The following is a 24851-nucleotide window of genomic DNA, read 5'->3' as shown; positions in this document are numbered from 1 at the left end:
GCGGTTGAGGAACGGCCCGACGCGCCATTCCTCAAAAGAACCGAACACCTCTCGCGCGCTGCCCCTGATACGACTCGGGAACCCGTCCCGCGGGTCACGTCTTGCGGAAGTCCCACGCCTCGCTCGCGGCTCTCGTCACCGCCGCCACATCCGCGCCGCCCGCGGCGGCCGATGCGGCGGCGACCGCGCCCTCCACGAACGGAGCGTCGGCCAGGACCACCTCCGTCCCGCCCTCCTCGCGATCCTCCAGGAGCGTGCGCGTCGTCAGCACCGAGCTGCCCAGATCGGCGATCACCACCACACCCGCACCCTGGTTGGCCTCTGACACCGCGGTCTCCAGCAGGTCCAGGCTCGTGCCCAGCCCGCCGTCCTCCGCGCCGCCCGCGGCGCGCACCTCGACCTCTCCCACGCCCATCTGGCGGGCCAGTTCCGCCGCGCCCTCGGCCAGGGCGCGGCTGTGCGAGATCAGCACGATCCCCACATGCGCCGTCACGATGACGCCGCCGTCTCGGCCAGGGCACGGAACAGCAGCACGGTCGAGGCCGCGCCCGGGTCCTGATGGCCCACGCTGCGCGGGCCCAGATAGCTCGCCCGGCCCTTGTGGGCCTGCAGCGGCACGGTCGCCTCGGCGCCCTTCTCGGCCGCGTCCAGCGCCGCGCGGGCGGCCGTTGCGAGACCCTCACCGGCCGCCGCCTCGTACGCCGTCACCGCGGGTGCCAGGGCGTCGACCATGGTCTTGTCGCCTTCTTCGGCCTTGCCCAGCTCCTGGACGCCCTCCAACGCGGCGCGCAGGGCCGCGCCCAGCTCCGCCGCGCCGACCTCGGAGGCGTCTCCCAGGGCCTTCCCGGCGCGCCGCAGCGCGGTCCCGTACAGCGGGCCCGACGCGCCGCCGGTCTTGGACACCAGCGTCCGTCCGGCCGTCATCAGCACCTTGCCCGGCGGCAGGTCCGCGCTCAGCGCCTCGGCGGCGGCGCGCATGCCGCGGTCGAGGTTCGAGCCGTGGTCACCGTCGCCGATCGCCGAGTCGAGCCGGGTGAGCCGCTCGGCGTCGGCGCTCACCAGTTCGGCGAACCGGACCATCCACGCGTACGTGTCCATCAGCGCCCCCACCGCAGGCCCGGGGTCTCGACCGGCGCGTCCCACAGCTCGGTCAGCCGGGGCGTGAGCCGGCAGACCGAGATCATGCAGCCCGCCATCTCCAGGCTCGTCACATAGTTGCCGACCAGCCGGCGGGAGACGGTCGCGCCGTGCCCGGCCAGCCACTTCTCCGCCGCGGCGTACGCGCCGTACAGCTCCATCAGCGGGGTACCGCCCATGCCGTTGACCATAACGAGCACCTCGGACCCGGACAGCGGCATGTCCTCGTCGATCGCCGACAGCGCGGCGTCGACGATCTCGGTGGCGGTCCGCAGCCTCACCCGTTCGCGGCCGGGCTCGCCGTGGATGCCGATGCCCAGCTCGATCTCGTCCTCGCCCAGCTCGAACGTCGGCCGGCCCGCGGCCGGGACCGTACAGGCCGTCAATGCGACGCCGAACGACCGGCTCCGCTCGTTGACCTCCTTGGCCACGCCCGCCACGTCGGCCAGCGCGCCGCCCGACTCCGCCAGCGCGCCCGCGATCTTCTCGGCGAAGACGGTGGCGCCGGTGCCGCGGCGGCCGGCCGTGAACGTGCTGTCCTGCACCGCGACGTCATCGTCGATCACCACCGGGACGACCTCGATGTCCTCGTCCTCGGCCAGCTCGGCGGCCATCTGGAAGTTGAGCACGTCGCCGGTGTAGTTCTTCACGATGTGCACGACGCCCGCACCGCCGGAGACCGCGGTCGTCGCGGCGAGGATCTGGTCGGGCACCGGTGAGGTGAACACCTCGCCCGGACACGCCGCGTCGAGCATCCCGTACCCCACGAACCCTCCGTGCAGCGGCTCGTGCCCGGAACCCCCGCCCGAGACCAGCCCGACCTTGCCCGTACGCGGCGCGTCGGACCGTACGATCACGCGCTGCTCCAGGTCCACGCGCAGGGAGGGATGGGCCGCGGCCATGCCGCGCATCGCGTCGAGGACGACGTCGTCAACGGCATCGATCAGTTTCTTCATTCGTCCGGGATACCCCGTGGCCACGCAAAACGCCAGAGTTGTACGGAGACGGGGCGTAAAGGCGCAGGTGTAGTCGATCGCCCTAAGATGTGACGGTGATCGAAGACGTGACGCGCGCGCTCGTGGTGATGGCCCACCCGGATGACGTCGACTTCGCCGCGGCGGGCACCGTCGCGACGTGGACCGACGCCGGCACCGAGGTCACCTATCTCCTCGTCACCGACGGCGACGCGGGCGGCTTCGACGACGACGTGCCGCGCGAGGAGATGGCGCCGTTGCGCCGCGCGGAGCAGCTCGCCGCCGCCAAGTGCGTGGGCGTCACCGACGTCCGCTTCCTCGGGTATCCGGACGGCCGCGTGGAGGCCACTCTCGACCTGCGGCGTGACATCGCCCGGGTCATCCGGCAGGTACGGCCCGACCGCGTGCTGGTGCCGAGCCCGGAGCGCAACTACCGGCGCATGGCCCCGAGCCACCCCGACCACCGGGCGGTCGGCTCCGCGGCGCTCGACGCGATCTACCCGGACGCGCGCAACCCGTACGCCTTCCCCGAACTGCGCGCCGAGGGCCTGGAGGCCTGGACCGCCCGCGAGGTGTGGATCTCCGGCGGCGGCCTGGCGGAGGACCATCTCGTCGACGTCACCGACGTGTTCGACCGCAAGCTCGCGGCGCTGCGCTCGCACGCCAGCCAGGTGGCCGGCAACGACGAGCTCGACACCTTTCTGCGCGGCTTCCTGTCCGCCAACGCCGCGCGGGGCGGCCTGCCCGAGGGCCGCCTGGCCGAGGTCTTCACGATCATCCCGGCTCAGTGAACCCCCCAGGAGGCCTGGTGAAACGGCGGATCCTGCTCGACTGCGACACGGGCATCGACGACGCGCTGGCCCTGCTGTACCTCGCGCCCCTGATCAAGACCGGCGAGGTCGACCTCGTCGCGGCCGGTACGGTCCACGGCAACGTCGCGGCGGAGGTCGGCGCGCTCAACACCTTGCGCGTGCTCGAGGACGCGGGCGTGCGCGACGTGCCGGTCGCGGTCGGCGCGGCCCGGCCGATGGCCCAGGCGGTGAGCCTCGCCGCCGACGTGCACGGGTCCGACGGGCTCGGCGAGATCGGCCTGGGCGATCCGGAGGGCCGCCCGGTCGGGTTCTCCGCGCCCGAGCAGATCGTCCGGCTGGCCCGCGAGCACCCCGGCGAGCTGACCCTCCTGGCGACCGGGCCGCTGACCAACCTCGCCATCGCGCTCCTGCTCGAACCCGCGCTGCCCGAGATGTTCCGCGAGGTCGTCATCATGGGCGGCGCGTTCGGCCACCAGGGCAACGTCACCAGCCACGCCGAGGCGAACATCTGGCACGACCCGGAGGCGGCCGAACTGGTCTTCGCGGCCGGGTGGCCGATCACCCTCGTGCCCCTCGACGTCACCCACGCGGCCGTACTCGACGGCGAGTGGCTCGACCGGCTGGCCGCGGGGGACACCGACCAGGCGCGGCTGGCAACGCGGATCCTGGCGTTCTACGCCGAGGTCTACCGGCGGCAGCTGGGCCGGCGCGGCGTCGTCATCCACGACGCGCTCGCCGCGATGCTGGCCCTGGACCCGGAGCTCGGGGAGTACACGAGCCGCCCGGTCCGCGTCGAACTGCGCGGCGAACGCACCCGCGGAACGACCCTGTGGGACCGCCGCCTGCACGCCGAGAAGGACGACCGCCCCGCGGTGAAGGTCGCCGTGAGCGTCGACGTCGAGACCTTCCGCGAACGGCTGCTCGCAAGCCTGCTCTGAGAAGTTGACGCGCCGTCGGGGTCTGGCCACGGAGTGCGTTCCGTGTTGAGATCGTCCTATGGCGGACGGGCCCGGCATTCTCCTCGATGTCTTCTGGGTGAGCCGTCGCCTCCACCTGTTCGACCAGCTCTGTCCGCCGGGTCGCAGGCCGGCGCCTGCAGGCCTGTGGCCCGCCCCGGTCCCCCCTCACTCATCATGAGAAGGAGCTGGTCGAATGTCCGTCACGGACGAACTCCTGGAGAACGCCCGGCGCTACGCGTCCGGGTTCGACAAGGCCGACCTGCCGCTGCCGCCCGGTAAGGGCGTCGCGGTCGTCGCCTGCATGGACGCCCGGCTGAACCCGTACGGCGTGCTCGGCCTGTCCGAGGGCGACGCGCACGTCATCCGCAACGCCGGCGGGGTGGTCACCGCCGACGTGATCCGGTCCCTGGCGATCAGTCAGCGGCTTCTCGGCACCCGCGAGATCGTGCTGATCCATCACACGGACTGCGGGATGCTGACCTTCACCGACGACGACTTCCGCGCGCAGGTGGAGGCGGACACGGGCGTCCGGCCCGAGTGGGCGGCGGAGGCGTTCCCCGACCTCGACGCCGACGTACGGCAGTCGATCGCGCGCATCACGGCGAGCCCGTTCATCCCGGACAAGTCCGCGATCCGCGGCTTCGTCTACGACGTCAAGACCGGCGAGCTCAACGAGGTCAGCCGGACGAGGTGAGCTGATCCGCCCGGGGATGGCCCGCGCTCCGCGAACGTTTCGGGCGAGGGCCACCCGCCCGGCGTCTTCGTGGGTACGGCTACTCTGCGAAGAGGCTGAGCACCCGGTAGGAGGCAGGAATGGCTGGTCCGATCCGCGTCGTCGTCGCCAAACCCGGTCTGGACGGTCATGACCGAGGCGCGAAGGTGGTCGCCAGGGCACTGCGCGACGCCGGCATGGAGGTCATCTACACCGGGCTGCACCAGACGCCCGAGCAGATCGTCGAGGCGGCCCTGCAGGAGGACGCCGACGGCATCGGCCTGTCCATCCTGTCCGGCGCCCACATGACCCTGTGCGCGAGCGTCCTCGACCTGCTGAAAGAACGGGACGCGCTCGACATCCCGGTCTTCGTGGGCGGCATCATCCCGGACGCCGACATTCCCGAACTGGAGAAGCTCGGCGTGGCCCGCGTCTTCACCCCGGGCGCCACGACCCAGGAGATCGTCGAATGGGTCCGCGCCAACGTGGGCGAGGACGCCCGCGAGGCCGTCGCGGAGAGCTGAGGACCCCGTTCTACGCCGGCGGGGTCGGCAGCACGGTCTGGTTCGCGGTCAGGGCGAGGACGACCAGGGCGGAGGTCCAGCCCAGCGGGGCGACGCCGGCCTGGTCTCCGTCGTCGTCGACCTTCTCCGGGAACGAACCCAGCGTCGACCGGTTGGCGATCAGCCAGTCCAGCCAGCCCTTGGCCGCCGTGAGGTCACCCGACGCCGCGGCCGCCAGGGCGAACAGGCCGGTCTCGGGGGTCCACGCGGCGCTCGCGCCGTAGCCCTCGCCCGGCACCACGCCGCCGGTCGGCAGCCGCAGGCGGTCGCCCGTCTTCGTCACCGCGGCCAGCACGGCGGGGGATGACGGCGCGAACGGCGGCGCCATGAACGTCACCGACGAGTCCAGTTGCCCCCCGGCGATCGGCGATCGCGGATATCCGTACGGGCCGAAGCGGCGTTCGATGCCCTGCGCCAGACGTTCGGCGTCGCGGTGCCAGCGCTGCGCCTCGTCGTTGTCGCCTCGTGCGGCCGCGAGCGACGCGGCGGCGCGCAGGCCGGCCAGCAGCGGCGCGCACACGCCGAGAGTGGCCACGTGCGGCGCCTGCTCGTGTGACGTGCTGCGTTCCCAGTAGTCCGGCGACGGCGGGGGCAGGCCGTCGGAGCGCAGGGAATCGGCCGCCCGGTCGGCGGCGCGGCGCACCATCGGCCACAGAGTGTCCAGGTTCGCCGCCTGCGGGGCGGTCTGGTGCAGGAACCAGGTGGCCCACAGCACCCAGCCGAGACTGTCGAGCTGGACCTGCCGACCGTCCGCGACGGCCGTACCGTCCGGCCGGTAGCGTGCCGCCCACAGGCCGCTGCGGTCCTGGGCGCGGGCCAGGAAGTACAGCACGCGCTGGGCGTCGTCGCCGTGTCCGGTGACCGCGAACGCCGCCGCGGTGAAGGCCCCGTCGCGCGGCCACATGTAGTTCCACGAGCCGTACCAGGAGGCGGTCGACGCGCCGTTCGGCAGCGTCAGCATGCGCAGGTCGAGCAGGGCGCGGCCGGCGGCCTCGCGTTCGGCCGCCGTCATGCCGGGGACGACGCCCTCCGCGAGCCACGCCTGGTCGGCGCGTACGGCCTCGGCCACGCGCGGGTCGTCGCGCGGCAGTGTCACCGGGTCGTCCAACCCGAACGGGATCAGGCGCGCCTTGCCGCCCGGCAGGGCGAGAACGGAACTGTCCGGGATGTACGAGGCGCCCTCCGCCTCTTCCTGTGGAACCGCGGCGCGGGAGAACGGCCAGCCGCCGTTGCCGATGAGACCCGGGCTGCGCCAGTCGGGCCGCCCGTCGTCCGGCATGGACGCGGCGAGCGTCGCGGTGAGTGCCCCGACAAGCAGGAGAGATGCGACACGGCGAACATCCCGTGGCATGTTCCTGCTCACCGGCAACTCCCGAAATTCACGGCATCCAGTACACCAAAGACCGGTAAACACCTGTAGTTCACGTCGTCATTACCCGAGTGTCACCGATGCGAAGCACTCCTTGGGACCCGGAGGTCGGTCTCTTACGCCATAGCGACTAGGCTGCCTGGTCGGAGCGGACCGCTGGACGCGGTCGCAACCCTGTCGATCCCGTTAAGGACGGACCCCCGTGGACCTGTTCGAACATCAGGCGAAGGAGCTCTTCGCGGAGTACGGCGTCCCGGTTCCCGCCGGCAAGATCGCTACGACGCCGGAGGAGGCTCGGGCGATCGCTGAGGAGTTCGCCGCGGCCGGTACCTCGCGTGTCGTGGTGAAGGCCCAGGTGAAGACCGGTGGCCGCGGTAAGGCCGGTGGTGTGAAGCTGGCGGACTCGCCTGCCGATGCCGAGGAGAAGGCGCGGCAGATTCTCGGCATGGACATCAAGGGCCACACGGTCCACAAGGTGTTGGTCGAAGAGGCGAGCGCGATCGCTTCGGAGTTCTACTTCTCGTTCCTGCTCGACCGCGCCAACCGCACGTTCCTGTCGATCTGTTCGGTCGAGGGCGGTATGGAGATCGAGGAGGTCGCCGCGACCAAGCCCGAGGCCGTCGCGCAGGTCCCGATCAACGCGCTGACCGGGGTCGACCGGGCCAAGGCGCGGGAGATCGCGACCGCCGGGCGGCTGCCGGCCGAGGCGCTGGACGGCGCCGCCGAGCTCATCGAGCGGCTGTGGGCCGCGTTCGTCGATGAGGACGCCACGCTGGTCGAGGTGAACCCGTTGATCCTGACCGCTGATGGTCAGGTCAAGGCCCTGGACGGCAAGGTCACCCTGGATGGGAACGCGGCGTTCCGCCAGCCCGAGCATGAGGCGCTGGAGGATGCGGCGTCGGCGGATCCGCTGGAGGCCAAGGCCAAGGCGAAGGACCTGAACTACGTCAAGCTCGATGGTTCGGTCGGGATCATCGGTAACGGCGCCGGTCTGGTGATGTCCACCCTGGACGTGGTCGCCTACGCCGGGGAGCGATACGGGGGGCAGAAGCCGGCGAACTTCCTGGACATCGGTGGTGGCGCGTCGGCTGAGGTGATGGCCAACGGCATGGAGATCGTGCTGGGCGACCCGTCGGTCAAGAGCGTGTTCATCAACGTGTTCGGCGGGATCACCTCCGGTGACGCGGTCGCGAACGGGATCGTCCAGGCCGTCAAGCTGCTGGGCGATCGGGGCGAGACGGTGGATCGGCCGATCGTGGTGCGGCTGGACGGCAACAACGCCGAGGAGGGCCGCCGGATTCTCAATGAGGCCGCGATCTCGGTGATCGAGCAGGTCGAGACGATGGATGAGGCGGCGCGGCGCGCCGCCGAGCTGGCTTCGCAGGGAGTTTGAGATGGCGGTCTGGCTGACCGAGGACAGCAAGGTCATCGTGCAGGGGATGACCGGCTCGGAGGGAACCAAGCACACCGCGCGGATGCTGCGGGCCGGCACGAACGTCGTGGGTGGGGTGAACGCGCGTAAGGCGGGGCAGACGGTCACGAGCGAGGGCCGGGATCTGCCGGTGTTCGGCTCGGTCGCTGAGGCGATGGCCCAGACCGGGGCGGATGTGTCGGTGGCGTTCGTGCCGCCGAGGTTCTCCAAGGACGCGGTGATCGAGGCGATCGATGCGGAGATCGGCCTGTGCATCGTGATCACTGAGGGGATCCCGGTGCATGACTCGACGGTGGCGTGGGCGCATGCGGTGGCCAAGGGCAACAAGACCCGGATCATCGGCCCGAACTGTCCGGGGGTGGCCTCGCCGGGTAAGTCGAACGCGGGGATCATTCCGGCCGACATCACCAGCCCGGGGCGGATCGGGTTGGTGTCGAAGTCGGGGACGCTGACGTACCAGATGATGTACGAGCTGCGGGACATCGGGTTCTCCACCTGTATCGGGATCGGTGGTGACCCGGTGATCGGGACCACCCACATCGATGCTCTGGAGGCGTTCCAGGCCGATCCGGAGACCGACGCGATCGTGATGATCGGGGAGATCGGCGGGGACGCGGAGGAGCGTGCGGCGGCCTACATCGAGGCGAACGTGACCAAGCCGGTGGTCGGGTATGTCGCGGGGTTCACCGCGCCGGAGGGCAAGACCATGGGGCATGCCGGCGCGATCGTTTCGGGCTCGTCGGGGACGGCCGAGGCGAAGAAGGAGGCGTTGGAGAAGGTCGGTGTCCGGGTCGGCAAGACCCCCAGCGAAACCGCCCGCCTCATGCGCGAGATCATGTCGCGCTGACGCGCACGCAGAGGGCCCCGGCCGCCATCCCACGGCGGTACCGGGGCCTTCGCGTTCTCGGGCTGGTGCGTTGTCCACAGGCGTCTGCGGGCCTACCTGCGTTGCTGTGTCGCGCTGGACAATGGAAGTGGGATCGGCCCCCCGGGCGGGCGGGGACTGTGCGGGCGGGGACTGTGCGGGCGGGGACTGTGCGGGCGGGGACTGTGCGGGCGGGGACTGTGCGGGCGGGGACTGTGCGGGCGGGGACTGTGCGGGCGGGGACTGTGCGGGCGGGGACTGTGCGGGCGGGGCTGGGCTTGGGGGCGGCTGCGATCCCGCGACACGCCGGGTGGCTTGGCTTCGGTGCTGGGCTCTTGGCTGCGAGCATGGTGGCGGTCTGTGCGCAGCCAGTCGAGGAGCGGTGACGATCCAATGAGCGACGTACGGGCACGCGCGTCCGGCGAGGATGTCGGTGACGAGGCCGGCTCGGTCGAGCTCTCGGCCGAGCCAGCGGTACGGCCGCTCGCCGTCTCCGGGATCGTCGCCGCCGTCTGGTGTGCCGGGCTCGGTCTGACCACGCTCACCACGGTCACGCTGATCGGCTGGATCGCCGCCCCGCGTACGGCGCTCGGCACCGGTCTGCCGGGCGTGTTCCGTACCGCGGTGAACTTCTGGCTCGTCTCCCACCACGCCGGCTTCTCGGTGCCGCACGGCCGGGTGGGGCTGCTTCCCCTCGGTCTGACCGTGCTGCCGGGCGCGCTGCTGTTCCGCGGCGGCGGGTGGATCACCCGCACCGGCCGGGTTCGCGGGCGGTACCGCATCGGTGTCGTGCACGCCGCGCTCGCGCTCGCCGTCCCCTACGCCGTGCTGGCCTTCCTGCTCGCCCTCCTCGCCCGGTCCAGCGTGGTCTCGCCGTCGGCCTGGCAGGCGCTCCTGGCGTGCTTCCTGCTCGCTCTCGTCGCCGGCGGGCTCGGCGCGGCGCGGGCCCTGGTCGCCTCGACCACGAAGCGCTCGCCCTGGGTGGCGATCTTCATGCTGCTGCCGCACCGCGCGCGGTCGCTCGCCGCCGGGGTCACCGGCGCGATGACCGTGCTCATCGCGTCCGGGTTGCTGATCTTCCTGGTCTCGCTGCTCTTCCACGTCTCGGAGCTGGCCGACATCTACGGCGTGCTCGGCACCGGCATCGTCGGCGGCGTTCTGCTGACCATCGTGTCGATCGCCTACCTGCCGAACGCCGCGATCTGGGCCGTGTCGTACGCCGTCGGGCCCGGGTTCGCGGTCGGTGCGGGTACGAGCGTGGCGCCGTCCGGGGTCTTCGTCGGCATGATCCCCTCGTTCCCGCCGCTCGCGGCGCTGCCGTCGCCCGGGCCCGCGCCGCTGGTGTCGCTGCTCGCCCTGGTCGTGCCGTTCGTCGCGGGCGTCACCGGAGGTGTGCTGACCATCCGGGCCCTGCCGAGCGCGGTGGGCGAGGCGGCGCCGCTGTGGGGCTTCGTCTGCGGCGTGGTGACGGGCGGTGTGATGGCGTTCCTGGCGGCGCTGTCCGGCGGGCCCGTCGGCGGTCACCGCATGGCCGTCATGGGTCCCTCCGCCTGGCAGACCGGCCTGATGGCGGCGCTGGAGGTCGGTGTCTCGGCCGCCATCGCCGCCTGGGCGGCGAACTGGCATCTGCTGCGCCGCATGCCACCGGCCGAGGACGACACACCCGAGCCGGCGCCCGCCGCGCCCGCCAAGGCTGCCGACAAGGTGCAGTTCGAGGACCCGGAGCCAGTGCTGGCCACGGTGGAGATCCCGCCGCCGCTGCCCGACGGGGTGACGCCGATCGGCGAGCGGAAGCGGCTGCCCGGAGTCCCGCGCCCGCGCAAGGAGGCCGACCCCGGCTCGGTCTCCCCGCTGCGCAAGCGCCCGCCGCGCGACCGCCCCCGCTGACGGCGTCAGAACATCGAGCGGTAGCGGTCCATCGAGCCCGCCGGCAGGTGCAGCTTGCGCTCGATCTTGGGGAAGTAGCGGTCCTGGCAGGTCTGCTTGTCGGTGATGGTCAGCGCGGAGGAGCGGCAGTTCTCGTAGTCGCTGAACTCCGTCGCGACCACCGCGCCGATCGCGATGCCGGCGACGGCGAAGCACAGCCCGATCGCGCCGACGACGATGCCGCCGATGGCGCCCGGCGCGCGGGTGAGGACGCGCTTGGCGCGGCGGCGGGCCCGTACGCCGGTGACCACGCCCGCGACCAGCAGCCCCAGGCCGAGCAGGGCGAGCCCCGGGATCGGCAGGAACAGCAACAGCAGGCCGATGACGCTCAGCGACAGCGCGCGCATCCCGCCGCGCTCCACCGGGGTGGGCGGCAGCGGGGGCGGGGGTGCGGAAGGTGGCGGGCCGGGAAGCTGCGTCTGCGGTCCGCTCTCGCCCGGTCCTTGGGCGTCGCTCACGATGTCTCCTGGTTCGGTCCGGCTGCTCTTGGGGGTCACGCTATGGCCTGCGGGCGGGTGTCCCGTACGGGGCGGCGCGCGGCGCGGGAGGAGGGCGCCACCTCGATCACGGCTGCTGCCTCCTGGTGTCGGCTGAACCTGGCCGAGCGCCGGCCGATAGGCTGGTACGGCCCGCCAATCCGTCCGTATCTCCTGGGAGTCACGGTGTCCGCCCGGCTCGTCGTCCTCGTCTCCGGTGCGGGGACCAACCTACAGGCGCTGCTCGACGCGTGTGCCGATCCAGCCTACGGGGCCCGCGTCGTCGCCGTCGGCGCCGACCGTGACGGCATCGAGGGTCTGGCGAGAGCCGACCGTGCCGGAGTGCCGACGTTCGTCGAGCGGGTCAAGGACCACGAGACGCGCGACCGGTGGGACGCCGCTCTCACCGAGGCGGTCGACAAGTACGACCCCGACCTGGTCGTCTCGGCCGGCTTCATGAAGATCCTCGGCGCGCGTTTCCTCGACCGCTTCGGCGGCCGGGTGATCAACACCCATCCGGCGCTGCTGCCCGCCTTCCCGGGCACGCAGGCCGCACGCGACGCTCTCGAACACGGCGTGAAGGTGACGGGCTGCACCGCCCATTTCGTGGACTCCGGCGTCGACACCGGCCCGATCATCGCCCAGGAGGCGGTGCCGGTGCTCGACGACGATGACGAAGACGCGCTGCACGAGCGGATCAAGGACGTCGAGCGTCCGCTGCTCGTGCGGACCGTGGGCCGTCTGGTCCGCGAAGGATGGACCATCGAGAGCAGCAGGAGAGTGAGGATCGGGTGACCCGGATCGCGATCAAGCGTGCGCTGATCAGCGTCTATGACAAGTCCGGCCTGGAGGAGCTGGCCACCGGCCTGCATCGGGCGGGTGTCGAGATCGTCTCCACGGGGTCGACCGCGGCCCGCATCGCCGACGCGGGCGTACCGGTCATGAAGGTGGAGAAGCTCACCGGCTTCCCCGAGTGCCTCGACGGCCGGGTCAAGACGCTGCACCCGAAGGTGCACGCCGGGCTGCTCGCCGACCGGCGCAACCCCGACCACGTCCAGCAGCTGGAGGACCTGCACGTCGAGCCCTTCGACCTGCTGGTCTCCAACCTCTACCCCTTCGCGGAGACGGTCGCCTCCGGCGCCGGCCCCGACGAGATCGTGGAGCAGATCGACATCGGCGGGCCCGCGATGGTCCGCGGCGCCGCCAAGAACCACCAGAGCGTCGCCGTCGTCGTCGACCCCGCCTCGTACGGCGCGGTCCTGGACGCCGTACAGCGCGGCGGGTTCGAGGCGGAGGAGCGCAAGCGGCTCGCCGCGGCGGCGTACGCGCACACCGCCGCCTACGACGCCGCGGTCGCCTCCTGGTTCGCGAACTCCTACGCGCCCGACGAGGTCGGCGAGGAGAGCGGCTGGGCGCCGGTCGTCGCGAGCGTGTGGGACCGCAAGGCCGTCCTCCGCTACGGCGAGAACCCCCACCAGCGCGCCGCGCTGTACACCTCCCACGCCGGCGGGCTGGCCGAGGCCGACCAGCTCCACGGCAAGGAGATGTCCTACAACAACTACGTCGACGCCGACGCCGCACGCCGCGCGGCGTACGACTTCGCCGAGCCGTGCGTGGCGATCATCAAGCACGCCAACCCCTGCGGCATCGCCGTGGGCGCCGACATCGCCGAGGCGCACCGCAAGGCGCACGCCTGCGACTCCCTGTCCGCGTACGGCGGCGTGATCGCCACCAACCGGCCCGTCTCGGCGGAGATGGCGCGTCAGGTCGCCGACATCTTCACCGAGGTTCTGGTCGCGCCCGCCTTCGACGAGGAGGCGCTCTCGCTACTCACCGTGAAGAAGAACATCCGGCTGCTCGTCTGCCCGGAGGGTCCGGCGGGGGTCACGGAGTTCCGGCGCATCGACGGCGGCCTGCTGACCCAGAGCACGGACCGGATCGACGCGGCCGGCGACGACCCCGCCGCCTGGGAGCTGAAGGCGGGTGCCGCGGCCGACGAGGCGACGCTGCGCGACCTGGCGTTCGCGTGGCGGGCGTGCCGTTCGGTGAAGTCCAACGCGATCCTGCTGGCGGCCGACGGCGCGACCGTCGGCGTCGGCATGGGCCAGGTCAACCGGGTCGACTCCGCACGGCTCGCGGTCGCGCGGGCGGGGGACCGGGCGTCGGGCTCGGTCGGCGCGTCCGACGCGTTCTTCCCGTTCGCGGACGGGCTGGAGGTGCTCACCGAGGCGGGCGTGCGCGCCATCGTCGAGCCCGGCGGCTCGGTACGCGACGCCGACGTGATCGAGGCCGCGGAGAAGGCCGGGGTCACGCTGTACTTCACCGGTGTCCGGCACTTCTTCCACTGATGTGCGTCTCGGCGGCGCCGGCGCGGTTCGCTGACACGATCCTGTATCACGGCCGCGTCCGGCACCCCGAGCACGGGCTCGTGCACGTGCTCGGGTACCAGAACGTGGCGGCCAACCACGCCACCGGTCCGAACGCCATGCTGCTCCACCTGCCCGGAGTCGGCATGACGCAGGACAACTTCGTGGACACGAGCGGCGCGCGCCACATCCTGCGGGAGATGGCCGACGCGCTCACGCCGCGTTCGGTGGGATACGGCATGCCGGCGCCGGGCGGCGCGCCGGCGGGCGCGGCGCCGCCGCCCGTGCAGGTGTTCGAGCACGACATCTACACCGTCGTGCTCGCGACGAACGCCTCGCTGATCCCCGACGCGCTCCGTCTCGTGCCCGAGCACCGCCGTATCCCGGCCAACCGCCCGCTGTTCGACTTCTACGCCCAGAGCTATCCCGACCACGCGATCGCGCTGTGCTGCTTCGACAACCGCGACGCGACCCTGTCGGACCCGCTCCTGCTCTGGTACGTCCCGCGCCACCCCGACCGCCTCGAACTGCCCGCCGTCGACTGCCACACCGGCGGCGTCCCGCGGATCGGCGCGCCGGTGTGGACCGACCACTGGGTGATCCTCGGTACGGACGAGCCGGTGCCGGTGTCCTCGGGCTCCTGGGGCTGGGAGTCGGCCGCGATGGACTGGCCGGATCATGACCGGACCGGTCCGGTGGGCCCCTTCCTGCCCGCCGCGATCGTCGGCCGGACCTTCGCGGGCGACCTGCCGAACGGCGACTTCATGATCCCGCACGCCGATCTGGCGGCGGGCCGGATGGAGGCGATGAGCCGCGTCGGGCCCGACGGGGAGCCGCTGCCGGTCGAGCCCCCTCCGCCCTATCCCCTCGATCTGCCCCCTCCACCGCGTCGCCGCCGCAGGTGGTCGTTCGGAAGCTGATCGCCGCCTGAGACAATGGCGCACGTGACCGCACAGATACTGGACGGCAAGGCGACCGCGGCGGAGATCCGTACGCGGCTCAAGGAGCGTGTCGCGGCCCTGCGTGAGCGCGGCATCGTCCCGGGGCTGGGCACGGTGCTCGTCGGCGACGACCCGGGCAGCCACGCGTACGTCGCGGGCAAGCACCGTGACTGCGCGGAGGTCGGCATCGCGAGCATCCGGCGCGACCTGCCCGCGACGGCGACGCAGGCGGACGTCGAGGCCGTCGTCGACGAGCTGAACGCGGACCCGACCTGCACCGGCTACATCGTGCAGCTTCCGCTGCCCAAGGGGCTGGACGAGCAGCGCGTGCTGGAGCGGATCGACCCGGCCAAGGACGCCGACGGCCTGCACCCGGTCAACCTCGGCCGGCTCGTGCTGATGCAGCCGGGTGCGCTGCCGTGCACGCCGCGCGGCATCGTCGAGCTGCTGCGCCGCTTCGACGTGCCCATCCGCGGCGCCGACGTCACCGTGATCGGCCGCGGCGTCACCGTCGGCCGGGCGCTCGGCCTGCTGCTCGGCCGCCGCACCGAGAACGCCACCGTGACGACCTGCCACACGGGCACCAAGGACCTCGCCGCGCACACCCGCGGCGCCGACATCGTCGTGGTGGCCGCGGGCGTGCCCGGTCTCATCAAGCCCGACATGATCAAGCCCGGCGCGGCCGTGCTCGACGTCGGCATCACCCGTACGGACGCGGGGCTGACCGGCGACGTGGACCCCGGCGTCCGCGAGGTCGCGGGCTGGCTCGCGCCGATGCCCGGAGGCGTGGGCCCGATGACCCGCGCCATGCTGCTCACGAACGTCGTGGAGGCCGCCGAGAAGGCCGCGTAGCGCCGCTGGGCGGGTCAGCTCGCCGCGCGGCGGTTCGGTGCGCCCGGTGCGGCCGGACGCCGCGGGCCGGGCTGACGTGGGGCTCCCGGTGCTCCGCCCACCGCGCCGGCGCCACCGCCCGGCCGGGGACCGTCCGGGCGCCGGGCGGTCTCCGGCGTACGGCCGCCCTGGGGCGGCACGTGCACCGGTGGCAGGGGGCGTACGAGGCCGAGTGCGATGACCTCGTTGGCCAGCCGAGTGCGCCGGTTGGCGCCCTCCGGGATGCGGAACTTCTGGTAGAGGCGCAGCAGGTGCTGCTTGACCGCGGCCTCGGTCACGACCAGGTCGGTCGCGATCTCGCGCGCCGTGGCGGGCGCCACGAACGCCTCGTCGGACAGTGCCGGCCGGCACAGCGACGTGAGCACGTCGATCTCCCGCCGCGTCAGGTCGGGCGCGACGGCCCGGCGCAGCTCGACGTCGGGATCGACGTCTTCGCGCGGGATGCCGCCCATCCGGCAGCGGGCGGCGCCGAAGCTGACGACGTCGCCGTCCTCGAGGACGCGCCGGGCGATCGGCCGTCCGTTGACTCGTGTGCCGTTGCGTGAGAGTCCGAGGTCCACCACGTAGACGTACGGGCCACGCCGGATCAACTCCGCGTGCAGCCGGGAGACGCTGGGCTCGTCGAGCCGGATGTCGACACCCCGCCCCCGCCCGATCGTGGTCACCTCGGGTCGCAGCGGCAGTACGGTGCCGCTCTCCTCGATCCGTATGAACGGGCCCTCCACGGCGGTCCCTCCCAGCTAGTTAGCGACCCCTGTCTGGCGGGTTACCCGGACCGGCCATGGTCACACCATCCTACTCATCGGTAGGTACGAGTACGACGGGAATCTTGGGGCATGACGAGCATTTTGGACCGGTAAGTCACGGCCGCATTGACACCATCGTGACAACCGAGACAGGACTTCTCGACCGTATTGTCAGGGCCGGGCCCCGGACGCCGTGCGTCCGGCGCTGCCAAGATAGGAGCCATGTCAGAGCCGTACGGTCCGCCTGAGCCGGGCGGGTCGACCCAGCAGCCCTACGTCCCGGAGCCGCGCTCGGGGGCGGCCGACTCCCCCGGGCCGGTGGGGGATCCGGCCGGCCCGCACCCGAAGCCGGGTCCCTCGACCCCGCCGGCCGCGCGCGGGGGTGACCGGGCGCGGCCACGTCCGGCGGTGCCGCGCTGGCTCAGCCGGCTCCCGTACGCCTTCGTGCTGTGCGGGGTGGCGGCCGGCCTCATCGTCGTGGCCACTAATCACTTCCGGCGGGGAAGCATGCTCATCGCCGCCTCGGTGTTCATCGCGGCGCTCGCGCGGCTGGTGCTGCCGGAGAGCCAGGTGGGCATGCTGGCGGTGCGGCGCAGGTGGCTCGACGTGTTCCTCATGACGGCCGCCGCGGTCGGTATCACGCTTGTCGCATTTGTCGCGAAGGGGACCAGCGGCTGAATTACGCCGGCGCTCCGATAGCCTCATCAGCGAGCCCAACGAAGGACTGCTGACCAGTGTGGAGCGCAAGAGCCGATCGTGCCCTCGCTACCACGGCGTAAGAAGGGACAGCTACAGCATGCCCAAGATCAAGGTAGCGGGCCCCGTCGTCGAACTCGACGGCGACGAGATGACGCGGATCATCTGGCAATTCATCAAGGACCAGTTGATCCTGCCCTACCTGGACGTCGACCTGCGGTACTACGACCTGGGGATGGAGCACCGCGACGCGACCGACGACCAGGTCACGGTCGACGCCGCCAACGCCATCAAGGAGCACGGTGTCGGCGTCAAGTGCGCCACCATCACCCCCGACGAGGCCCGGGTCGAGGAGTTCGGCCTGAAGAAGATGTGGCGGTCGCCCAACGGCACCATCCGCAACATCCTCGGCGGCGTCGTCTTCCGTGAGCCGATCGTCGTCTCCAACATCCCCCGGCTGGTGCCCGGCTGGACCAGGCCGATCATCATCGGCCGTCACGCCCACGGCGACCAGTACCGCGCCACCGACTTCGTCACCCCCGGCCCCGGCAAGCTGACGATCGCCTTCGAGCCCGCCGACGGCTCGGAGCCGATGGAGTTCCAGGTCGCCGAGTTCCCCGGCGGCGGCATCGCGATGGGGATGTACAACTTCGACTCCTCCATCCGCGACTTCGCCCGCGCGACCATGCGGTACGCCCTCGACCGCAAGTTCCCGCTGTACCTCTCCACCAAGAACACGATCCTCAAGGCCTACGACGGCCGCTTCAAGGACCTGTTCGCCGAGGTCTTCGAGAGCGAGTTCAAGGCCGACTTCGAGGCCGCGGGCATCACCTACGAGCACCGCCTCATCGACGACATGGTCGCCCAGGCCCTCAAGTGGGACGGCGGCTTCGTCTGGGCGACGAAGAACTACGACGGCGACGTGCAGTCCGACGTCGTCGCGCAGGGCTTCGGCTCGCTGGGCCTGATGACGTCCGTGCTGATGACCCCCGACGGCCGTACGGTCGAGGCGGAGGCCGCCCACGGCACCGTCACCCGGCACTACCGCCAGCACCAGCAGGGCAAGCCGACGTCGACCAACCCGATCGCGTCGATCTTCGCCTGGAGCCGGGGCCTGTCCCACCGCGGCAAGCTCGACAACACCCCCGCGGTGACCGAGTTCGCCAACACGCTGGAGAAGGTCTGCGTCGAGACCGTCGAGGGCGGCCAGATGACCAAGGACCTGGCGCTGCTCGTCGGCGGCGACCAGGGCTGGCTGACCACCCAGGAGTTCCTCACCGCGCTGGACGAGAACCTCCAGAAGAAGCTGGCCTGACCCGGCTTCTCGCACTGACGGGGACGTCGCGGCGCGCCGCGGCGTCCCCGTTCGCGTACCCACGGAGACCGCCGGAAAGGCCGCACGGTAGCCTGGCCGGTGGAATGTCTCGACGGCGAGAGACCTCCACGGAGTTTCTGCGCTCGGCGAGGACCTCGTACCGCAGGAGAAACCAACGATGACCGTCAATGTGACCGTGACCGGCGCCGCCGGCCAGATCGGCTACGCCCTGCTCTTCCGCATCGCCTCGGGGCAGCTTCTCGGCCCCGACACTCCCGTACGGCTGCGCCTGCTGGAGATCCCCGCGGCCGTCAAGGCCGCCGAGGGCACGGCGATGGAACTGGACGACAGCGCGTTCCCGCTGCTGGAGGGCATCGACGTCACCGACGACGCCAAGCACGCCTTCGACGGCACCAACGTCGCGCTGCTCGTCGGCGCCCGCCCGCGTACGAAGGGCATGGAGCGCGGCGACCTGCTCGAGGCCAACGGCGGCATCTTCAAGCCGCAGGGTGAGGCGATCAACTCCGGCGCCGCGAGCGACGTGCGCGTCCTGGTGGTCGGCAACCCGGCCAACACCAACGCCCTGATCGCACGCTCCCACGCCCCGGACGTGCCGGCCGAGCGCTTCACCGCGATGACCCGCCTCGACCACAACCGCGCGATCGCGCAGCTGTCCAAGCGGCTCGACGCCGCGGTCGCCGACGTCAAGAAGATGACGATCTGGGGCAACCACTCCGCGACGCAGTACCCGGACGTCTTCCACGCCGAGGTCCGCGGGCAGAACGCCGCCCAGGCGCTGAACGACGCCGAGTGGCTGCGCGACACGTTCATCCCGACCGTCGCCAAGCGCGGCGCGGCGATCATCGAGGCGCGGGGCGCCTCGTCGGCGGCCTCCGCCGCGTCGGCCGCGATCGACCACGTGCACACCTGGATCCACGGCACCCCCGAGGGCGACTGGACGTCGATGGCGGTCGTCTCGGACGGCTCGTACGGCGTGCCGGAGGGCCTCGTGTCCTCCTTCCCGGTCGTCTGCAAGGACGGCAAGTGGGAGATCGTCCAGGGCCTGGACATCAACCAGTTCTCCCGCGAGCGCATCGACGCCTCGGTGCGCGAGCTGGAGGAGGAGCGCGACGCCGTGCGCGAGCTCGGCCTCATCTGACGCTGACCGGACGACGGCCGCCGGGGTGCACGCCCCGGCGGCCGTTCGCGTTCATTCGGCCTGAGCCGACCTGGCCCGCCGCGCGCGGCGCAGGAGGTGGACGGCGGTGACGAGCGGCCCGGCGATCGCCAGCACGAGCAGGGGAATCCCGACCCAACCGGGGATCGTCGTGCCGGTGCACTGTCCGTGGTGCCCGGACGAGTCGTCGACATAGACGCAGGTACGGGTCGGCGAGAAGGCGATGAGCCCGACCGCGACGGCGAGCCCACCGGGCCAGATGAGCAGCCCGACGAGCTTGTCCCGCAACGTCCACCGCCGGGAGACGAGAAGCATGACCGCCCCGGCCACCCACCCGGCCACCGGAACGATCACCCCTCCGACGAGGAGAAGGAACACCGTCAACGCGTCATACCGCCGCATGCGTCCCAGCATGGCGGTTCCAGCGCGCGGGTCATGCCGATTTCGATGATCCGCCGACGCGAAGATCGGGCGGTTGTCCACAGGGGCGCCGCGAACCTTCGACGTGCGGGGCCGCGTTCGGTCCGACGCAGGTCACCGCCGCCGCCAAGATCACGGAGGCGTCGGCGCAGACGGCCACGCGGCTCAGAACCGACGTCGATGCCGAACTCGGCCTGTGGAACGCTGATCCGCGGCGAGTCAGCGTAGGCGGCGGGCTCCGGCGGACGGGGTCGCGTCCAGGAAGCGTGGTTCGGCCCAGCCGCGACGCGCGTAGGCCTCCGTCACGGCCTCGCGTACGCGCTCGGCGCGGGCGGTGGGCACCAGGGCGATGACCGAGCCGCCGAAACCGCCGCCGACCATGCGGGCGCCGCGGGCGCCCGCGCGTACCGACTCCTCGACCGCCACGTCGGCCTCCGGCCACGAGACCTCGAACTGGTCGCGCAGGGACAGGTGTGACGCCGTCAGCAGCGCCCCGACCTCCCCGACCGCGCCCGCGCGCAACAGGCCGACCGTGGCCTCCACGCGGTGGTTCTCGGTCACCACGTGCTGGGTGCGGCGGCGCAGCACCGGGTCGCCGAGCCGGGACAGGGCCTCGGCCAGGTCGGTGACGTCGCGCAGGGCCGGTACGCCCAGGAGTTCGGCCGCCTTCTCGCAGGCCGTGCGGCGGTCGGCGTACCCGCCGTCCACCAGCTCGTGTTCGGCTCGCGTGTCGATGACCAGCAGCGTCAGCCCGGTCAGGTCGAGCGGTGCCTGTGCCGACAGGCCGCTGCGGCAGTCGAGGAACAGCGCGTGGTCCTCGGTGCACAGCAGCGACGCCGACTGGTCCATGATCCCGCACGGCACGCCGACGAAGTCGTTCTCCGCGCGCTGGGCGATGCGGGCGAGTGCCGGCCGCGGCACCTCGATGCCGTACAGGTCGCACAGCGCCACCGCGACCGCGCACTCCAGCGCCGCCGAGGACGACAGGCCCGCGCCCTGCGGCAGGTCCGCGTCGATCAGCAGCGACGCCCCGCCGACCTGGTATCCGGCCTCGCGTAGCGACCACACGACGCCGGCGGCGTACGCGGCCCAGCCGTCCACCGAGCCAGGCGTCGGGTCCGTCACCTCGGTGGTCGAGCGCGACTGCAGCGAACGCAGCTCGAACACCCCGTCGTCGCGCCGGGCGGCGGCCACCGTGACGCCCTGGCGCAGCGCGAACGGCAGCACGAAACCGTCGTTGTAGTCGGTGTGCTCACCGATCAGGTTGACCCGGCCCGGCGCGTGCCAGACCCCGTCCGGCTCGCGCCCGTAGGTCTCCTGGAAGCCCATGTCGCCGCTCCTCGAATCGAGCAGCGATCATATCGGCAGGCCGGAGGGGAACAGCGGCTCGGTGGCCCGCTCCAGCGCGATGCGCACGGCGCCGGTCGCGACCGCCTCGTCGCCGAGCTCCCCGGCGACGATCTCCGGCGTGTGCGGGCAGAGCGAGGAGAGACGTTTGCGCAGCCCGGTGATGATCAGGTCGCCGGCGCGCGACAGGCCGCCGCCCACGACGACCAGCGCGGGGTCGACCGCCAGCAGCAGTGCCGCCGCGCCCGTCGCCAGGTCGTCGGTGAAGGTCTCCACGGCCGCGACCGCCTCCGGCTCGCCGCCGCGCGCCGCGGCGAACACCGACGCCAGGTCGCCGGCCGAGGACACGGCCGCCAGCAGCCGGTCCGGGGCGCCCTCCCAGCGCAGGACCGGGAGCAGTCCCAGCTCGCCGGCCCCGCCCCGGTGGCCTCGGTGGAGCCGGCCGCCGATGAGGATGCCGGCGGCGATCCGGTTGCCCGCGAGCAGGCACACGGCGTCGCTCACATGCCGGGCCGCGCCGCGCCAGTGCTCGGCGACGGTCGCCAGATTGGCGTCGTTCCCCACGACGACGTTCTCCGCGACCGATCCAAGGGCGCGCGGCAGGTTCAGGCCCGTCCAGCCGGGCAGCACCGTGCACAGGGTCACCGTGCCGTCGCGCACGACACCGGGCGTGCCGATCCCGACGGCGCGAAGGCGGCCGGCGGGCACTCCGCTCGACGTCAGGCACCGTTCCAGGGTCCGGCGGGTCGCCGAGAGCCGCCCGCCGGCGTCCTGCGAGGGACTCACCTCGGTACGGAGGACGTGGCGTACCTCACCCTCCAGGTCGGCCAGCATGACGAGGATCGTGTGGACCCCGATGTCGACGCCGGCCACGAACCCCTCATCGGCGGCGAACCGGAAACGCCGGGCCGGGCGTCCCGCGCCCCCGGGCTCCGGCGGCAGTTCGCGTACGACGCGGCGGCCGACGAAGTCGTCGACGACGTCCTCCACAGTCGGGCGCGACAGCCCGGTGGCCTCACTGACCTCGCTCAGCGTCCGCGGCCCCCGCGCGTACAGCGCGGCCAGGACGTCGGCGGAGTTCAGCCGGCGCAGACGCGATGGGGTGCCGCCCTCTCCCATGACGCACTCCCTTGACTTGAGCACCGACCGGCTCATTATTAAACGAACTTCCTTTAATAAGTGAGGGCAGGGCATGCCGGTCACATTGGCGGTGGCAGGAGCGGGCATCCGCGGCCGGGACTACGCGCGCCACGCCGCGGCGGGCGGGCGCGCCCGGCTGGTCGCGGTGGCCGAGCCGGACGAGCGTCGCCGTACGGCGATCGCCGCCGAGCACGGGCTGCCGCCCGAGAACGTCTTCGCCGACTGGCGGGACCTCGCCGCCCGGCCGAGGCTCGCCGACGCGATGATCGTCGCGACGCAGGACGCCCAGCACGTCGAGCCCGCGGTCGCCTTCGCCGGCCTCGGCTACCACCTGCTGCTCGAGAAGCCGATGGCGCCCACCGAGGCGGGGTCGCGAAAGATCGCCGAGGCCGTCGAGCGGTCCGGGGTCATGCTCGCCGTCTGCCACGTCATGCGCTACTCCGCCTACACCCGCGCGCTCAAGGATCTGCTCGACCAGGGGCGGATCGGCGACGTGGTCAACGTCCAGCACCTGGAGCCGGTCGGCTGGTGGCACTTCGCCCACTCGTTCGTGCGCGGCAACTGGCGCAGCGAGCGCCTGTCCTCGCCGATGCTGCTCGCCAAGTGCTGCCACGACGTCGACTGGCTCGCCCACGTCATCGGACGGCCGGCGCGGCGGGTGTCGTCCTTCGGCGGCCTGATCCACTTCCGGCCGGAGAACCGTCCCGCCGGGGCGGCCGACCGCTGCCTGGACTGCGCGGTCGAGCCCGACTGCCCGTACTCCGCCCCGCGCATCTACTTCCGCCTGGCCGGCGAGCCGGAGCGGCGGGGATGGCCGCACACCGCGCTCACCGCGGACACCTCGCCGGAGGGCGTACGCGAGGCTCTGCGCACCGGCCCGTACGGGCGATGCGTGTACGGCGGTGACAACGACGTCGCCGACCAGCAGGTCGTCATGATCGAGTACGAGGGCGGCGTCACCGCCTCGCTCACCGTCACGGCGTTCACCCCCATGAGCTCCCGCCGGACGCGTGTCTTCGGCACGCGCGGCGCGATCGAGGGCGACGGGCGCGGCCTCACGGTCCACGACTTCGTCACCGGGCGGCGCGAACTCGTCGAGACCGGTGACGACGAGGCCGCGCTCGACGGTGACCACGGCGGCGCCGACCGGGCGCTGGTGGAGGCGTTCGTCGCGGCGCTCGCCGCCGGCGACCCGGCGCCGCTGCTCACCGACGCGCGTACCTCGCTCGACAGCCACCGGCTCGTCTGGGCCGCCGAGCGCGCGCGGCGCACCGGGACCGTCGTCACCCTCACCGAGCCGTCCCCCCGATCGGAGTGACCATGAACCCTGCACGCTGGGCCGCGGCGGGCGCGGCACTGGCCGTGACGCTGGCCGGCGGCTGCTCGTCCGGCTCGTCGGCGGACTCCTCCGGCCGCGGGCCGATCACCTGGGCCATGTTCAAGGAACCGACCGGGGCGCTGACGAAGATCGTCGATGTGTGGAACCGCGCCCGCCCGCGCGAGAAGGTCAGGGTGGTCGAACTGCCCGAGGCCGCCGACGCCCAGCGGCAGCAGCTCATCCAGAACGCCCAGATCAAGTCCGACGCGTTCGACGTGGTCACGCTCGACGCCGTCTGGACCGCCGAGTTCGCCGCGAACCGCTGGGTCGAACCGATCGACGCGAAGACGCTGCCCACCGGCGCCTTCCTCGCACCGTCGCTGCGCACCGGGGAGTACCGCGGCCGGCTGTACGCCGTGCCGTGGCTGACCGGCGCGGGACTGCTCTACTACCGCACCGACCTGCTGAAGAAGGCCGGCATCACCCGGCCTCCGGTCACCTGGGCCGAGCTGACCGCCGACTGCGCCGAGGTCCGCAGGACCAAGGACATCGGCTGCTACGCCGGGCAGTACGACAAGTACGAGGGCCTCACCGTGAACTTCAGCGAGGCGGTCGCCAGTGCGGGCGGCCAGGTCATCGACGCCTCGGGCCGCCCGGCCCTCGGCACGCCCGAGGCCCTCCACGGCCTGGAGTTCCTCGTGAACGGCTTCAAGGACGGCACGATCCCGCGCGCCGCCATCGGGTACCAGGAGGAGAACGGCCGCCGCGACTTCGAGGCCGGGCGCCTGCTGTTCCACCGCAACTGGGGCTATGTGTACTCCACCGCGGGAAAGACCGACGGCACCAGCAAGGTGGCCGGCCGGTTCGGGGTCGCGCCGCTGCCCGGCCTGAACGGCCCGGGCACCTCCACCCTCGGCGGCAACAACCTCGCCGTTTCGTCCTTCTCCCGGCACCGGCGGACGGCCCTGGACTTCCTGGCTTACGCGACCGGGAAGGAGGCCGAGAAGAGCTTCGGGCTCACCAGCGCCTATCCCATGTCGCTCACGGCGCTGTACTCCGACGCCGACCTGGTCAAGGCACAGCCGTACCTGCCGACGATGCTGAAGTCGATCCAGGGCGCCCGGCCACGGCCGCAGGTCGTCCGCTACGGCGACGTCACCGCGGCGATCCAGAAGGACGTCTATGCCGCCCTGCACGGCGACACCGGCCCCCAGCAGGCCCTGGCGCGGCTCCAGGCCGAGCTGGGCCCGCTGACCCGCTGACGAGCGG

At 72.2% G+C, this 24851-nt stretch carries 25 protein-coding genes; 16 read left to right on the top strand and 9 right to left on the bottom strand.

The annotated features are described in order from the left end of the window. Positions 1 to 94: 94 nt before the first annotated feature. The 3 genes from dhaM to dhaK are packed head-to-tail and all read right to left on the bottom strand — an operon-like array spanning position 95 to position 2093. The gene (gene dhaM, locus ACQEV1_RS49400) at positions 95 to 493 is read right to left on the bottom strand and encodes a dihydroxyacetone kinase phosphoryl donor subunit DhaM (RefSeq protein ID WP_433404838.1); all 399 of its coding nucleotides are present in this window, start codon (positions 491 to 493) and stop codon (positions 95 to 97) included. Continuing rightward, positions 490 to 1098, bottom strand: coding sequence for a dihydroxyacetone kinase subunit DhaL (gene dhaL / locus ACQEV1_RS49395; protein WP_433404835.1), 609 nt, complete (start codon positions 1096 to 1098; stop codon positions 490 to 492). Before dhaL ends, dhaM begins: the two co-directional genes overlap by 4 nt. Then, positions 1098 to 2093, bottom strand: a complete 996-nt coding sequence (gene dhaK / locus ACQEV1_RS49390) for a dihydroxyacetone kinase subunit DhaK (protein WP_285625388.1) — start codon at positions 2091 to 2093, stop codon at positions 1098 to 1100. The genes dhaL and dhaK overlap by 1 nt, the downstream gene beginning before the upstream one ends. A gap of 128 nt (positions 2094 to 2221) precedes the next feature. Here dhaK and ACQEV1_RS49385 point away from each other — a divergent pair, with 128 nt between their 5' ends. The 4 genes from ACQEV1_RS49385 (at position 2222) to ACQEV1_RS49370 (ending at position 5118) form a co-directional block, all read left to right on the top strand. Next, positions 2222 to 2902 (top strand): PIG-L deacetylase family protein, encoded by a 681-nt coding sequence (locus ACQEV1_RS49385; protein WP_285582883.1) that lies wholly within the window; start codon positions 2222 to 2224, stop codon positions 2900 to 2902. A 17-nt stretch (positions 2903 to 2919) separates the two neighbouring features. Next, a complete protein-coding gene (locus ACQEV1_RS49380) occupies positions 2920 to 3861 on the top strand; it encodes a nucleoside hydrolase (protein WP_433404832.1) in 942 nt (313 codons plus the stop codon). 214 nt (positions 3862 to 4075) lie between these two features. Next, complete coding sequence (locus ACQEV1_RS49375) at positions 4076 to 4576, top strand: beta-class carbonic anhydrase (protein WP_285582472.1); 501 nt, start codon at positions 4076 to 4078, stop codon at positions 4574 to 4576. Between the two features lie 119 nt (positions 4577 to 4695). Then, positions 4696 to 5118, top strand: coding sequence for a cobalamin B12-binding domain-containing protein (locus ACQEV1_RS49370; protein WP_285582471.1), 423 nt, complete (start codon positions 4696 to 4698; stop codon positions 5116 to 5118). Positions 5119 to 5128: 10 nt separating this feature from the next. On the opposite strand, the gene ACQEV1_RS49365 is transcribed toward ACQEV1_RS49370, so the two are convergent. Then, positions 5129 to 6508, bottom strand: a complete 1380-nt coding sequence (locus ACQEV1_RS49365; RefSeq protein ID WP_285625392.1) for a glycoside hydrolase family 15 protein — start codon at positions 6506 to 6508, stop codon at positions 5129 to 5131. Positions 6509 to 6728: 220 nt separating this feature from the next. Between ACQEV1_RS49365 and sucC the strand changes: the two genes are divergently transcribed. The 3 genes from sucC to ACQEV1_RS49350 all read left to right on the top strand — a co-directional run bounded on the left by sucC (position 6729) and on the right by ACQEV1_RS49350 (position 10710). Further along, on the top strand, positions 6729 to 7919 hold the full coding sequence (gene sucC / locus ACQEV1_RS49360) for an ADP-forming succinate--CoA ligase subunit beta (protein ID WP_285625394.1): 1191 nt from the start codon (positions 6729 to 6731) through the stop codon (positions 7917 to 7919). 1 nt (position 7920) lies between these two features. Continuing rightward, entirely contained in the window at positions 7921 to 8805 is an 885-nt protein-coding gene (gene sucD, locus ACQEV1_RS49355; protein WP_433404827.1) for a succinate--CoA ligase subunit alpha, read from the top strand. A gap of 411 nt (positions 8806 to 9216) precedes the next feature. Continuing rightward, on the top strand, positions 9217 to 10710 hold the full coding sequence (locus ACQEV1_RS49350; RefSeq protein WP_285625398.1) for a cell division protein PerM: 1494 nt from the start codon (positions 9217 to 9219) through the stop codon (positions 10708 to 10710). Positions 10711 to 10715: 5 nt separating this feature from the next. Here ACQEV1_RS49350 and ACQEV1_RS49345 read toward each other — a convergent pair whose 3' ends face one another. Then, positions 10716 to 11207, bottom strand: a complete 492-nt coding sequence (locus tag ACQEV1_RS49345) for a hypothetical protein (RefSeq protein WP_285579460.1) — start codon at positions 11205 to 11207, stop codon at positions 10716 to 10718. 204 nt (positions 11208 to 11411) lie between these two features. On the opposite strand from ACQEV1_RS49345, the gene purN reads away from it, so the two are divergent. From purN to ACQEV1_RS49325, 4 genes are read left to right on the top strand one after another with little or no spacing between them, the layout of a single operon-like run. Then, positions 11412 to 12020, top strand: coding sequence for a phosphoribosylglycinamide formyltransferase (gene purN / locus ACQEV1_RS49340; protein ID WP_285579459.1), 609 nt, complete (start codon positions 11412 to 11414; stop codon positions 12018 to 12020). Continuing rightward, positions 12017 to 13573 (top strand): bifunctional phosphoribosylaminoimidazolecarboxamide formyltransferase/IMP cyclohydrolase, encoded by a 1557-nt coding sequence (gene purH / locus ACQEV1_RS49335; RefSeq protein ID WP_433404823.1) that lies wholly within the window; start codon positions 12017 to 12019, stop codon positions 13571 to 13573. The genes purN and purH overlap by 4 nt, the downstream gene beginning before the upstream one ends. Continuing rightward, positions 13573 to 14511, top strand: coding sequence for a hypothetical protein (locus ACQEV1_RS49330; RefSeq protein WP_433404820.1), 939 nt, complete (start codon positions 13573 to 13575; stop codon positions 14509 to 14511). Before purH ends, ACQEV1_RS49330 begins: the two co-directional genes overlap by 1 nt. A gap of 24 nt (positions 14512 to 14535) precedes the next feature. Continuing rightward, a complete protein-coding gene (locus ACQEV1_RS49325; RefSeq protein WP_285579456.1) occupies positions 14536 to 15384 on the top strand; it encodes a bifunctional methylenetetrahydrofolate dehydrogenase/methenyltetrahydrofolate cyclohydrolase in 849 nt (282 codons plus the stop codon). A 14-nt stretch (positions 15385 to 15398) separates the two neighbouring features. On the opposite strand, the gene ACQEV1_RS49320 is transcribed toward ACQEV1_RS49325, so the two are convergent. Then, on the bottom strand, positions 15399 to 16148 hold the full coding sequence (locus ACQEV1_RS49320; RefSeq protein WP_433404817.1) for an FHA domain-containing protein: 750 nt from the start codon (positions 16146 to 16148) through the stop codon (positions 15399 to 15401). A 243-nt stretch (positions 16149 to 16391) separates the two neighbouring features. Here ACQEV1_RS49320 and ACQEV1_RS49315 point away from each other — a divergent pair, with 243 nt between their 5' ends. From ACQEV1_RS49315 to ACQEV1_RS49305, 3 genes are all read left to right on the top strand, one after another. Further along, complete coding sequence (locus tag ACQEV1_RS49315) at positions 16392 to 16847, top strand: DUF3017 domain-containing protein (RefSeq protein ID WP_285625405.1); 456 nt, start codon at positions 16392 to 16394, stop codon at positions 16845 to 16847. A gap of 118 nt (positions 16848 to 16965) precedes the next feature. Next, positions 16966 to 18180: an NADP-dependent isocitrate dehydrogenase gene (locus ACQEV1_RS49310; RefSeq protein WP_285579453.1), complete on the top strand. Its 1215-nt coding sequence runs from the start codon at positions 16966 to 16968 to the stop codon at positions 18178 to 18180. A gap of 178 nt (positions 18181 to 18358) precedes the next feature. Continuing rightward, positions 18359 to 19339, top strand: coding sequence for a malate dehydrogenase (locus tag ACQEV1_RS49305; RefSeq protein ID WP_285579452.1), 981 nt, complete (start codon positions 18359 to 18361; stop codon positions 19337 to 19339). Between the two features lie 51 nt (positions 19340 to 19390). Here ACQEV1_RS49305 and ACQEV1_RS49300 read toward each other — a convergent pair whose 3' ends face one another. From ACQEV1_RS49300 to ACQEV1_RS49290, 3 genes are all read right to left on the bottom strand, one after another. Beyond that, positions 19391 to 19759 (bottom strand): hypothetical protein, encoded by a 369-nt coding sequence (locus ACQEV1_RS49300; protein ID WP_285625407.1) that lies wholly within the window; start codon positions 19757 to 19759, stop codon positions 19391 to 19393. A gap of 237 nt (positions 19760 to 19996) precedes the next feature. After that, complete coding sequence (gene galK / locus ACQEV1_RS49295) at positions 19997 to 21106, bottom strand: galactokinase (RefSeq protein WP_433404813.1); 1110 nt, start codon at positions 21104 to 21106, stop codon at positions 19997 to 19999. A 27-nt stretch (positions 21107 to 21133) separates the two neighbouring features. Further along, positions 21134 to 22243 carry an ROK family transcriptional regulator gene (locus tag ACQEV1_RS49290; protein ID WP_433404810.1) on the bottom strand — a complete coding sequence of 370 codons (1110 nt, stop codon included), beginning with the start codon at positions 22241 to 22243 and terminating at the stop codon, positions 21134 to 21136. Positions 22244 to 22316: 73 nt separating this feature from the next. Here ACQEV1_RS49290 and ACQEV1_RS49285 point away from each other — a divergent pair, with 73 nt between their 5' ends. Both ACQEV1_RS49285 and ACQEV1_RS49280 read left to right on the top strand, forming a co-directional pair. Beyond that, on the top strand, positions 22317 to 23582 hold the full coding sequence (locus tag ACQEV1_RS49285) for a Gfo/Idh/MocA family protein (protein WP_433404807.1): 1266 nt from the start codon (positions 22317 to 22319) through the stop codon (positions 23580 to 23582). 2 nt (positions 23583 to 23584) lie between these two features. Then, entirely contained in the window at positions 23585 to 24844 is a 1260-nt protein-coding gene (locus ACQEV1_RS49280; protein ID WP_433404804.1) for an ABC transporter substrate-binding protein, read from the top strand. The last annotated feature ends 7 nt before the right edge of the window (positions 24845 to 24851 follow it).

The organism is Actinoallomurus sp. CA-142502 (assembly GCF_050936355.1).
Taxonomy (GTDB): domain Bacteria; phylum Actinomycetota; class Actinomycetes; order Streptosporangiales; family Streptosporangiaceae; genus Actinoallomurus; species Actinoallomurus iriomotensis.
This window is presented reverse-complemented; position numbering and strand designations above follow the sequence as displayed.

Bases quoted from the DNA above. Each gene is read 5' to 3' on its own strand.
- ACQEV1_RS49310 (WP_285579453.1), top strand. From the start codon at position 16,966: ATGCCCAAGATCAAGGTAGCGGGCCCCGTCGTCGAACTCGACGGCGAC.
- ACQEV1_RS49385 (WP_285582883.1), top strand. From the start codon at position 2,222: ATGGCCCACCCGGATGACGTCGACTTCGCCGCGGCGGGCACCGTCGCG.
- sucD (WP_433404827.1), top strand. From the start codon at position 7,921: ATGGCGGTCTGGCTGACCGAGGACAGCAAGGTCATCGTGCAGGGGATG.
- ACQEV1_RS49290 (WP_433404810.1), bottom strand. From the start codon at position 22,243: ATGGGAGAGGGCGGCACCCCATCGCGTCTGCGCCGGCTGAACTCCGCC.
- dhaK (WP_285625388.1), bottom strand. From the start codon at position 2,093: ATGAAGAAACTGATCGATGCCGTTGACGACGTCGTCCTCGACGCGATG.
- ACQEV1_RS49280 (WP_433404804.1), top strand. From the start codon at position 23,585: ATGAACCCTGCACGCTGGGCCGCGGCGGGCGCGGCACTGGCCGTGACG.
- ACQEV1_RS49285 (WP_433404807.1), top strand. From the start codon at position 22,317: ATGCCGGTCACATTGGCGGTGGCAGGAGCGGGCATCCGCGGCCGGGAC.
- ACQEV1_RS49365 (WP_285625392.1), bottom strand. From the start codon at position 6,508: ATGCCACGGGATGTTCGCCGTGTCGCATCTCTCCTGCTTGTCGGGGCA.
- ACQEV1_RS49350 (WP_285625398.1), top strand. From the start codon at position 9,217: ATGAGCGACGTACGGGCACGCGCGTCCGGCGAGGATGTCGGTGACGAG.
- ACQEV1_RS49375 (WP_285582472.1), top strand. From the start codon at position 4,076: ATGTCCGTCACGGACGAACTCCTGGAGAACGCCCGGCGCTACGCGTCC.
- ACQEV1_RS49305 (WP_285579452.1), top strand. From the start codon at position 18,359: ATGACCGTCAATGTGACCGTGACCGGCGCCGCCGGCCAGATCGGCTAC.
- ACQEV1_RS49330 (WP_433404820.1), top strand. From the start codon at position 13,573: ATGTGCGTCTCGGCGGCGCCGGCGCGGTTCGCTGACACGATCCTGTAT.
- ACQEV1_RS49300 (WP_285625407.1), bottom strand. From the start codon at position 19,759: ATGCGGCGGTATGACGCGTTGACGGTGTTCCTTCTCCTCGTCGGAGGG.
- ACQEV1_RS49370 (WP_285582471.1), top strand. From the start codon at position 4,696: ATGGCTGGTCCGATCCGCGTCGTCGTCGCCAAACCCGGTCTGGACGGT.
- dhaL (WP_433404835.1), bottom strand. From the start codon at position 1,098: ATGGACACGTACGCGTGGATGGTCCGGTTCGCCGAACTGGTGAGCGCC.
- galK (WP_433404813.1), bottom strand. From the start codon at position 21,106: ATGGGCTTCCAGGAGACCTACGGGCGCGAGCCGGACGGGGTCTGGCAC.
- ACQEV1_RS49315 (WP_285625405.1), top strand. From the start codon at position 16,392: ATGTCAGAGCCGTACGGTCCGCCTGAGCCGGGCGGGTCGACCCAGCAG.